Raw genomic sequence first — 10930 nt, forward strand, 5'->3', positions numbered from 1 at the left:
GTTTGTTTAAAAAAGGACCCTTGCAAATTGCAAGGGTCCTTTTCCCGATTCGTTCACTTTATCTTCTGCGTTTCTTCTTTTTTCTCATCATTTTCTTTCGGCGCGTATTCACTTTATCCGCTATAATGTGAAGCGTACTTGCCACAACAATTCCCATTAAGAACGTTACAATTTCAACCTCATGTTTCTTCGCAATTTCTATTAAATTACCATCCAGTGCGATTACATTTAATAGGAATAAAAATGGAGAAAAGACGATTAACATGTACGCAATACGAATCACATCACCAAGTATAATCGTATGCGTAAAGAAAGATCGATGTGGCATTACTTTCTTATAAGGATACCAAAATATACGTAAGAAACCCCATTTGTTATAAGCATTACTGTACGTATCTAAATCTGGTGTTAAAAATGAAGTACCTACTAAAAAACCAATTGCAAAAGTTAATAAAAAATCAAAATTTGTTAATCCATACGAAAAGAGCAAAAACAAAACAACCGGAAGGGATATTAAGTTTATTTTCGTATGCGTTCTTCCTGATGGCATAATGCACTTCCTCGCTTACGTTCGTCCTGTCACCTTATGACAGGTTTCACCTATTGACCTAATTTCTGATCGATAAATGCTGTGTCTATATCCGAACCAAACCATTCTGCCAACTTCACTCGTGCCTTATCTTTCACATCTTCATTGACGTATAACGACACCTGTATTAGTGCGGCCGTTAACGCCCCTAAATCATCCGTATAGCCAATTCCAGCAATGAAATCTGGAATCGCATCAATCGGTGCAATAAAATAAGCAAGTGCTCCAATTACAATAATTTTCACTCGTTTTGGAACATCGGGTCTTTGCAAAACGTAAAACAGTAATAAACTTGTATAAATGACCGACTGCCCTGCTTGCTTTGCAACATGTTTTACTTTCTTCCAAAACGCTTCAACTGAAAATTTTTGTTTCATGAAAAAGCCTCCCTATTTTTAAAAAGAAATAAGCTACAATATGTTATCAGTAAAAGTTCATGGAAATTACACAAAACCTATCAATGAACTTTCATTGTAACAAACAAACCGAAAAAGAACAAGTGTTCGTTAATTTTTACACGATTTCCTTCATATAATAGATTTCTAGATAACCCTTACCCATCTTCGTTTCTTATTTCTCAACAAAGAAAATTTTCACTTCTACTTAACATTCTGCTCTATCTTTGTTATATTTTCTAGTTGACGGACATATAAACGAATGTTAAAGTTTTCTCTGGTAGTGACAAATCTTATACAAAAAATGTAAAATGTTATAGTGTTTCTCAGAAATGAATTTTGTTGTATAATACAGAAATGACGTTATGCTTATGAGCAACAAAAGAAACCAAAAGGGTATGCATAGTTATAGTCGTATATGGGTGAATATAGAACCTTTAATTATGGCCAAGAAAACTATGTATTTTTTATTTTAGCATTTTTCGCTCCAAAATCGACCAAGCCTGATAGAGAAAGGGTGGAAATGAATGAAAGAAACCTTGAAATCACAATTTCAAAATGTGCGTTTCACTGTATTCGTAGCTTTAGCCTTATGGCTGAAAACTTACATTATTACACGTACAAGCTTTGATTTAAAACTTGAATCTTTCATGCAAGAATTCATTTTATTCCTTAGCCCATTAGCAGCATCATTACTGCTTGTTGGTCTTGCATTATTTGCAAAAGGGAAAAAACGTAACTATATAGCACTAGGAATTAATTTTATCTTAACAATCGTTCTTGTTGGTAACGTAATGTTCTACGGATTCTACAATGACTTCGTTACTTTACCAGTACTCGGACAAACATCTAACTTCGGAAGTTTAGGTTCTAGTGTGAAAGAATTATTTAACTACAAAATTATTCTTGCATTTGCAGACATTATCATTTTCTTCGTTCTGTTGAAGAAAATGAAAAACTTTGCACCTACAGAGCGTGTAGCACGCCCGATGCGTTCTCTATACTTCGTATCAACAGTTGCTATTTTCTTCGCAAACTTAGGGCTTGCAGAAGCTGAACGTCCAGAACTATTAACACGTTCATTCGACCGCGTTATGCTTGTTAAAAACTTAGGATTATATGTACACCAAGTATACGATCTTGGCTTACAAGCGAAATCAAGTTCACAAAAAGCATTCGCTGACGGTAGTAAATTACAAGAAACAGAAAACTACGTGAAAACAACACAAAGTAAACCAGATCCAAATATGTTCGGTACTGCAAAAGGGAAAAACGTAATTGTTGTCTCTCTTGAGTCATTACAAACATTCTTAATTGGCGCAACAGTTAACGGACAAGAAGTTACACCATTCTTAAACCAATTTACGAAAGAAAGTTATTACTTTGATAACTTCTTCCATCAAACTGGGCAAGGTAAAACATCTGATGCTGAATTCCTAGTAGATACTTCTTTATATCCACTAGACCGCGGTGCTGTATTCTTCACACACGGTAACAATGAATATACAGCAACTCCAGAAATTTTACGTCAGCAAGGGTATCACACGTCGGTATTCCACGCAAACAACGCAACATTCTGGAACCGTAACATTATGTATCCAGCACTTGGTTATGATCGTTACTACAACGAGCTTGATTACAAGATTACGCCGGAAACAAAATTAAACTGGGGATTAAAAGATATCGAATACTTCGATCAATCTATTGATATGTTGAAAGAAGTGAAGCAACCATTCTATACTCGCTTCCTTACTTTAACGAACCATTACCCATTCACTTACGATGACAGTACAAAATTAATCGACGAATATAATTCTGGTGATGGCGTATTTGACCGTTACATGGTAACTGCTCGTTACTTAGACGAAGCAATGAAACACTTTATTGAGCGTCTAAAAGCAGAAGGTATTTACGACAACTCCGTAATCGTATTCTACGGTGACCACTACGGTATTTCTGAAAACCATAACCGTGCAATGGCACAGTTCTTAGGAAAAGAAGAAATCACTGCATTTGACCATATGAACTTACAAAAAACACCGATGTTTATTCACGTTCCAGGTCAAAAAGAAGGTAAAACAATTTCGAAACCAACTGGTGAAATTGATATTAAACCAACTATTCTAAACTTACTTGGTGTAGATTCTACGAATGACGTTCGATTCGGTCATGATGTATTCTCACCTGATAATAAAGGATTTGTTGTTCTTCGTGACGGTAGCTTCGTTACAGATAAATACATGTACACAAACAGTACATTCTACGACCGTGCTACTGGCGAAGTAGTACAATTACCGAAAGAAGAATCTCAACCACTAATTGATCGTGCCCAAAATGAATTGAACATGTCTGATAAAATCATTGAAGGTGACTTACTTCGCTTCTCTGAAAGTAATAAGATCAAAACTGGTGAAGTAAAAACAGCTATTAAAGAAGAAAAGAAGAGCGCTGAGTAATCTCAGCCTCTTTTTTTATTTTCTTCCATACAACTACTTATATTCATTAACTTTAAAATTACATAACCTTTACCAAATATTCACATAGTGTTAATGAAGAATCTCTATAATAAAATATGTAAACAAGGTTCTACATATTTCTTATCTCTCATCTTTCGTAAGATCCCTTAAAGAAATGTGTAAATCTTTTGTTTCTACTTTCTTATAATTGTCTTTCAACATGTTTTGTTTCCATACACAAAGCATTCAACGAGACAATGTCCCTATGAAAGATAGCTACCCTCCTTGTGCAGCATTCCATAAGAATGTTGCTTTTTTTTATTTAAAAGCAGGATTCTCATTTCTTATTTTCGAATTTGTATATACAAAATGCTGTAAAGTGAAACTTTAATCAGCCCTCACCAATCGGGCATTTACGGGCATATGTAGAGAATTACTTACATAAAAATTACTATAGTGATTCTTATCTCGCATGAATGAAAGTTTCACGTTACTTACGAAAGGATGGGACGGAAATTGGCATACGAAAAATTTGTACTTTGGAATGATGAAGTTATTGATACAACAAAACAACAAACGTACATAGAACTTGAAGAGAGAGGTTCGCAGTTCGGAGATGGTGTCTACGAGGTTATTCGCCTATATAAAGGAAACTTTCACTTATTAGATCCGCACATAACGAGATTATATCGATCCATGGAAGAAATAGAATTATCGCTCCCTTTCTCAAAAGCTGAACTCATCACTTTACTTTACAAATTAATTGAAAGAAACCATTTCCACGAAGATGGCACAATTTATTTGCAAGTATCTCGCGGTGTACAAGCTCGCACACATATATTTTCATATGACAACCCTCCGACGATTTATGCCTATATTACAAAAAAAGAAAGACCAGCGTTATGGATCGAATATGGTATACGCGCTATATCAGAACCCGATACTCGATGGCTACGCTGTGACATTAAATCATTAAATTTATTACCAAACGTACTAGCTGCTACGAAAGCTGAACGGAAAGGCTGTAAAGAGGCACTTCTCGTAAGGAATGGTATTGTAACGGAAGGAAGCCATTCCAACTTCTTTTTAATTAAAAACGGAACTCTTTACACACATCCAGCCAATCACCTTATTTTAAATGGCATTATTCGTCAATATGTCCTTTCTTTAGCGAATACTCTTCACATACCTGTACAGGAAGAACTTTTCAGCGTTCGTGACGTTTATCAAGCAGATGAATGTTTTTTCACAGGCACAACGATTGAAATTTTACCAATGACCCACCTTGATGGAACCGCGATTCAAGATGGGCAAGTTGGCCCTATCACCAAAAAACTGCAAAAATCTTTTAATAAAATCTTGTTACAATCCAATATGTCATCTTCTTAAACACGAATAATTTCTGTCCTTTCATATTCAATATATGCATTTAAATGGAAATCAAGGTGTAAATTTATGCCTTGATTTTTTCTTGTAATCTTTTTGTCATATTCAGATTCCCACATAAGCCTTGACAGTAATCGACATGCTCTTTAGAATTTTTAACAGTTGGTAAATATTTCTTCACTACATTACAGACAGAAAGGAATCGACAAATTATGAAAAAGTATCTTGCCGGTCTTGCGGCAGTGTCTGTAGCAGGAGGAGCAGCACCTACACTTGATAGTGTTCAAGCTGCACCTGAACAAAATACACAAAAAGCTGCTACAACTGTCCAAGCTTCTGCATCAAACAACTCATCTTATACGGTAAACGCGAGCGTATTACATGTTCGTGCGGGATCAAGCACTTCTCACGACATCATCTCACGCGTTTATAACGGTCAATCACTAAACGTGATTGGCGAAGAAAATGGTTGGTTCAAAATTAACATTAACGGAAAAACAGGCTTCGTTAGTGGCGAATTTGTATCAAAAAGTGGAGCAACAAACAACAATGTAAGCACAGGTGGAAACAATAAAGTTACTGCTGATGTATTACGTGTACGTACAGCTCCTAACACTTCTAGTTCTGTTTCTGGGCGTGTATATGCAGGACAAGCATTAAACGTAATTGGACAAGAAAATGGTTGGGTGAAAATTAACCATAATGGACAAGTAGGTTATGTAAGTGGCGAATTCGTATCTGGCGTTTCTTCTAATGCGGGTTCTTCAAACAACAACACGAATAATAACAATAACAACCAAGAAGTAAAACCAGCAAGCGGAAACTATACAGTAAATGTATCTTCCCTTCGTGTTCGTACAGGTCCTAGTACTTCTCACACAACTGTAGGTTCTGTTACAAAAGGACAAGTAGTACAAGTTGTTGGCGAAGTTCAAGATTGGTTCAAAATCAATTACGCAGGACAAACTGCTTATATAAGCAAAGACTACGTAACAAAAGGCGGTTCTAACGAAAACGTTACAGAAGGCAACAAACAAGAGCAAAACAATAATAATGGAACTATTCAAACTGGCGGTTCTTATGTAGTTAACGCTACATCTTTACGTGTTCGTACAGGCCCTGCTGCTTACCATAGTGTAATTGGTGGCGTTTTAAACGGTACAACATTAAACGTAGTTGGATCTGAAAACGGTTGGTTTAAAGTAAATTACCAAGGAAAAACAGGCTTTGTTAGTAGCGAATTTGTAAAATTCGTTAAAGGTGGCACTACTACTCCTGAGCAACCAAAACAACCTGAACAACCTAACCAAGGCGCAATTGGCGACTACTACATTAATGCTTCTGCACTAAATGTACGTAGCGGCGAAGGTACAAATTATAGAATCATAGGCGCACTTCCACAAGGTCAGAAGGTTCAAGTAATCTCTGAAAACTCTGGATGGAGCAAAATTAACTACAACGGTCAAAATGGTTATATCGGAACACGTTACCTATCTAAAACACCAGTTGGAGGCGCAGTAGATAATAAGCCTAACAATAACCAAAATAACAATCAAAACAATAATACAGGCAATAATAGTGGCGACAGTTCTTCCGTACTTGCATATGCAAAATCAATGCAAGGTGTACCATACGTTTGGGGCGGAACTTCTGCTAACGGCGTAGACTGCAGTGGCTACATCTACCACGTATTTAAGAAATTTGGTCATAACATTAGCCGTCAAAGTGTTGCGGGATATTGGAGTAGCCTACCACAAACTTCAAATCCACAACCAGGTGACTTAATTTATTTCCAAAACACTTATAAATCAGGTCCTTCTCACATGGGTATTTACCTTGGGGGCGGATCATTTATCCAAGCTGGAGATAAAGGTGTAGCAATCGCTTCATTAAGTAACTCTTATTGGAAGAGCCACTTCTTAGGATACACGAAAGCACCTTAATTTAATAGTTTCAAAGCCTTCTAGTTTACTAGAAGGCTTTTTGCTATAAGTTCAACATATTACTCCCTTTCTCCTACCTTCTCTCTATAAAAATAATGTATCTATTCTTCCATTTCATACACTTTATTCTGCAAAAATAATCCATAACGTTATCATAATGTATATATTCTCATAAAAAACATAACCTATTTCATGTCTATTTATTTCATATGTGTTTTTTTGAAGAATTTTCTTTTTATTTAAACTTTTCATTAGACGTTTGACCTCCGATGTCCATTATGATAAGTTACTTAAGATGTTATATTCGTAAACGTATAGACAACTGGTTTATACACTGTTTTTACTATGAGGAAGGAGCATACACTGCATGAATCTTTTATGGGGAATTGGCGGCGTGATTGGGGTATTAGCAATTGCTTTCTTACTATCTTCCAACCGCAAAGCTATTAATTGGCGCACAATTTTAATCGCGCTAGCATTACAAATGTCATTTTCATTTATCGTATTACGATGGGATGCTGGTAAAGCAGGTTTAAAACACGCTGCTGACGGCGTTCAAGGATTAATTAATTTTTCTTACGAGGGAATTAAGTTCGTTGCTGGGGATTTAGTCAACGCAAAAGGACCTTGGGGATTTGTATTCTTTATTCAAGCACTACTTCCAATCGTATTTATTAGTTCATTAGTAGCAATCTTATATCATTTTGGTATTATGCAGAAATTTGTTAGCGTCGTTGGTGGTGCATTAAGTAAACTTCTTGGCACTTCTAAAGCAGAAAGCTTAAACTCAGTAACGACTGTATTTTTAGGACAAACTGAAGCTCCAATCTTAATTAAACCTTACTTAGCACGCTTAACAAATAGTGAATTCTTCACTATTATGGTAAGCGGTATGACAGCTGTTGCCGGATCAGTTCTTGTCGGCTATGCAGCAATGGGTATTCCGTTAGAGCACTTATTAGCAGCTGCAATTATGGCAGCTCCATCAAGCTTATTAATTGCAAAACTAATCATGCCAGAGACAGAAAAAGTAGATAATAACGTTGAACTTTCTACAGAACGTGAAGATGCAAACGTTATCGATGCAGCTGCACGCGGTGCATCTGAAGGTATGCAACTTGTTATTAACGTAGCAGCAATGTTAATGGCTTTCATCGCATTAATCGCTTTATTAAATGGTCTATTAGGATTAGTTGGATCTTTATTCCATATTAAACTTAGCCTTGATTTAATCTTCGGTTACTTATTATCACCATTTGCAATCTTAATTGGAGTTTCTCCAGGTGAAGCTGTACAAGCAGCAAGCTTTATCGGTCAAAAACTTGCAATCAACGAATTCGTTGCATACGCAAACTTAGGACCACACATGGCAGAGTTCTCTGACAAAACAAATCTAATTTTAACATTCGCAATCTGTGGATTCGCAAACTTCTCTTCTATCGCAATTCAATTAGGTGTAACAGGAACGCTAGCTCCTACTCGCCGTAAACAAATTGCACAATTAGGGATTAAAGCAGTTATCGCTGGTACACTAGCGAACTTCTTAAATGCAGCAGTTGCAGGTATGATGTTCCTATAAACTTATATAGAGTCTTCTCTTTCTACAAGAGAAGACTTTTTTCATGCAATCAAAACGTCTTTTATGTATCTGTTAATCACTTTATCCCAAATATAAGTACATTATGATACAATAATGTTTAGGTCTTTTTATTTTTCTGATGAAACTAGAGATACTACTTGTGGTTGCCCTTCAAAAGAATTTAACGACATGGTCAATTTCTTAATAATTGCGCATACTACAAGTATCTATGGATGAAATAGCTTTAAGGAGGAAAGTTTTGTGAAAGATAAGTTCTATAAAATCCTCTCTATGTGGATTTTACAAATTGTATTTTATTTTACTACTGTACATGTGACGAATTATGAGCATGCGCTCATTTTTACAATAATATACGTAATGGTAAATGTACTATTCTTATTTTTAGCTGACAAAACAGCATTTATTTTCTTCATACTAGGAACCATCATTTCCGTATTTTATTTATTTTATCAAGCATGGCTTCATTTATGGAGTACATCAGTTCAATGGCAATATATGATTACCCACTTCCTGATGGCAGCTAACTTCTTCATTGTATACATAACAACTCACCTATTGAAAAAAGTGATTCATGAAAATAAAACTTTAACTGAGCGTGTGAGAACGTTGGAACAATATATTGGAGAATCAAAATTACTAACAAGACAAGAATTCGAGAGACGCCAAGCGCTATTAACGACTGCAATGAATCGTCGTAATGAAACAGGCTTTATTGTTTACTTTGATTTCACTTCCTTTAGTAAATATACGAAGGAAAGTGTTATGGACCGTGTAGCTTCCTTATTAGTTGAAACCGTAAGGAATGATTTTGACCTTGCTGCTGAATATGATAATAATACACTAGTTATTTTATTACAAAACACAAATGAAGCTGGTGCTGACATTGTAATGAACCGCCTAAAGCCAAAAATGGAGCAATGGCTTGCAGCTGAAGCAATCCGAGATATAAAAATTTCACGCGAGCAAATTGGAAACAAAGGACAGACATTGTTATGATGACTCTCGTTATACTTCTTTTATTTCTTCTGTTTTGCGTACTCGTTTTTTGGATCAGTATCACATTTTCAATTAAATATGTACTTATTTTTACGGCCTTTCTATTCTCTGGCTTACTCGTTTACTACTCTTTCTTAACAATCGCGGGCTTAATCCATCGAAATAGTAAACGAAAAGATCGTACGCTAGAACATTATCCGAGCGTCGATATTTTCATACCTGCTCATAATGAAGGGGTCGTTATTAAAGATACTTTAGAGGCAATGGCGAAGATTGAATATCCAGGAAAGCTAACCATTTATTTATTAAATGATAACTCTCAAGATGAAACACCTGAAATCGGCGATGATTTCGACAAAGCTTATGCCCACATTCGTCACATTCGTGTTCCGTCCGGTGAACCGAAGGGTAAATCACGCGTATTAAACTACGGCCTTAGTATTTCAGATGGTGAATACTTCTGTGTTTACGATGCAGATAACCAGCCTGAACCACACGCACTGCGAATGCTTGTAGAGCACGCTGAAACAACTGAAGATGCTGTTGGAGCTGTTGGACATGTTCGTACAGTAAACGAAAAAAGAAACTGGCTGACGCGAATGATTTCACTAGAATTTCAAATCTTCCAGCTCCTTATGCAATCTGGACGCTGGTTACTATTCCAAACGGGCTCACTGACAGGAACAAACATGCTTCTTCGTCGCTCCGCACTAGAAGAGCTTGGTGGCTATGACCCTTATGCAATTGCAGAAGATGCCGAATTAACATTACGAATTACACAAAAAGGTTATCTCTTACCAATAGTCCCAGAATCAGTTACTTGGGAACAAGAACCAGAGCATTTAAAAATCCTTATTAAACAACGTACACGTTGGCTCCAAGGGAATTTATACATTTTAGAAAAAATGTTCTCGTCATTAAGCTTCTTTAAAGGAAAACTGCTCGTTCATTCCTTACAACAAGTTCTAGTGTATGTTGTATTTTGGCTATTCCTAATCATTTCGAACGTTTGGTTTGTAATTGGGCTACTCGGGATATTCCAAATTCAATATAGCATTCCGCTACTATTTATGTGGTATGTCGCATATATTACATATGTTTCACAATTATTTAGTGCCCAGAGTGTCGAACGAACCTTTACACCGACTAATATTTTTATTAGCGTTATTATGTACTTTACGTACGCACAGCTCTTTACGTACTTATTTATTCGTAGCTTAATCTTATACTTACGTGCAAAGAGTAAGAAACAAGTCATCGGCTGGGATAAGACAGTTCGATTCAAAAAAGATAAATAATAAAAATAAGCACAGAGCGCCGTATGCCCTGTGCTTATTTATTGCCGTATAAATTATATATCAGACAATACCCCTTAGCTGAAAGTAATTTCACGTCCATCCCCCAACGAACGATCGACCTTCATTTATATACGAAAAAGTGATTGCTATTTTTGTAGAACCAATTGCTTCTCTTGCTGTTCTTTGCGCGTTTCAGTCTTAGGTTCCGTGCTTTCTTGGACACTACGATGTGCCACACGTTTCAAACAAATATGCTTCCACTTTCTT

General features: G+C 36.2%; 8 protein-coding genes. 6 read left to right on the forward strand and 2 right to left on the reverse strand.

The window, feature by feature from the left end; all coding sequences use genetic code 11:
- Window positions 1-58: 58 nt before the first annotated feature.
- A complete protein-coding gene (locus tag MR170_RS14680; protein WP_001139059.1) occupies window positions 59-550 on the reverse strand; it encodes a metal-binding protein in 492 nt (163 codons plus the stop codon).
- A 50-nt stretch (window positions 551-600) separates the two neighbouring features.
- Complete coding sequence (locus MR170_RS14685) at window positions 601-966, reverse strand: YkvA family protein (RefSeq protein ID WP_016079706.1); 366 nt, start codon at window positions 964-966, stop codon at window positions 601-603.
- A gap of 545 nt (window positions 967-1511) precedes the next feature.
- On the opposite strand from MR170_RS14685, the gene MR170_RS14690 reads away from it, so the two are divergent.
- The 6 genes from MR170_RS14690 (at window position 1512) to MR170_RS14715 (ending at window position 10663) form a co-directional block, all read left to right on the forward strand.
- Window positions 1512-3440, forward strand: a complete 1929-nt coding sequence (locus MR170_RS14690; RefSeq protein WP_000665343.1) for an LTA synthase family protein — start codon at window positions 1512-1514, stop codon at window positions 3438-3440.
- Window positions 3441-3944: 504 nt separating this feature from the next.
- Window positions 3945-4829: a D-amino-acid transaminase gene (locus tag MR170_RS14695; RefSeq protein ID WP_080117270.1), complete on the forward strand. Its 885-nt coding sequence runs from the start codon at window positions 3945-3947 to the stop codon at window positions 4827-4829.
- 209 nt (window positions 4830-5038) lie between these two features.
- Window positions 5039-6769 carry a C40 family peptidase gene (locus MR170_RS14700; protein ID WP_242308536.1) on the forward strand — a complete coding sequence of 577 codons (1731 nt, stop codon included), beginning with the start codon at window positions 5039-5041 and terminating at the stop codon, window positions 6767-6769.
- 367 nt (window positions 6770-7136) lie between these two features.
- Window positions 7137-8348 (forward strand): NupC/NupG family nucleoside CNT transporter, encoded by a 1212-nt coding sequence (locus tag MR170_RS14705; protein WP_001051018.1) that lies wholly within the window; start codon window positions 7137-7139, stop codon window positions 8346-8348.
- Between the two features lie 261 nt (window positions 8349-8609).
- A complete protein-coding gene (locus tag MR170_RS14710) occupies window positions 8610-9365 on the forward strand; it encodes a GGDEF domain-containing protein (RefSeq protein ID WP_242308537.1) in 756 nt (251 codons plus the stop codon).
- On the forward strand, window positions 9362-10663 hold the full coding sequence (locus tag MR170_RS14715) for a glycosyltransferase family 2 protein (protein ID WP_000988755.1): 1302 nt from the start codon (window positions 9362-9364) through the stop codon (window positions 10661-10663). Before MR170_RS14710 ends, MR170_RS14715 begins: the two co-directional genes overlap by 4 nt.
- The last annotated feature ends 267 nt before the right edge of the window (window positions 10664-10930 follow it).

The sequence above is a fragment of the Bacillus cereus group sp. BfR-BA-01524 genome, assembly GCF_022662595.1.
Lineage (GTDB): Bacteria > Bacillota > Bacilli > Bacillales > Bacillaceae_G > Bacillus_A > Bacillus_A thuringiensis_S.

Excerpts from the sequence above, each read along its gene's own strand:
- MR170_RS14680 (WP_001139059.1), bottom strand. The coding sequence starts at position 550 with ATGCCATCAGGAAGAACGCATACGAAAATAAACTTAATATCCCTTCCG.
- MR170_RS14685 (WP_016079706.1), bottom strand. The coding sequence starts at position 966 with ATGAAACAAAAATTTTCAGTTGAAGCGTTTTGGAAGAAAGTAAAACAT.
- MR170_RS14690 (WP_000665343.1), top strand. The coding sequence starts at position 1,512 with ATGAAAGAAACCTTGAAATCACAATTTCAAAATGTGCGTTTCACTGTA.
- MR170_RS14695 (WP_080117270.1), top strand. The coding sequence starts at position 3,945 with ATGGGACGGAAATTGGCATACGAAAAATTTGTACTTTGGAATGATGAA.
- MR170_RS14700 (WP_242308536.1), top strand. The coding sequence starts at position 5,039 with ATGAAAAAGTATCTTGCCGGTCTTGCGGCAGTGTCTGTAGCAGGAGGA.
- MR170_RS14705 (WP_001051018.1), top strand. The coding sequence starts at position 7,137 with ATGAATCTTTTATGGGGAATTGGCGGCGTGATTGGGGTATTAGCAATT.
- MR170_RS14715 (WP_000988755.1), top strand. The coding sequence starts at position 9,362 with ATGATGACTCTCGTTATACTTCTTTTATTTCTTCTGTTTTGCGTACTC.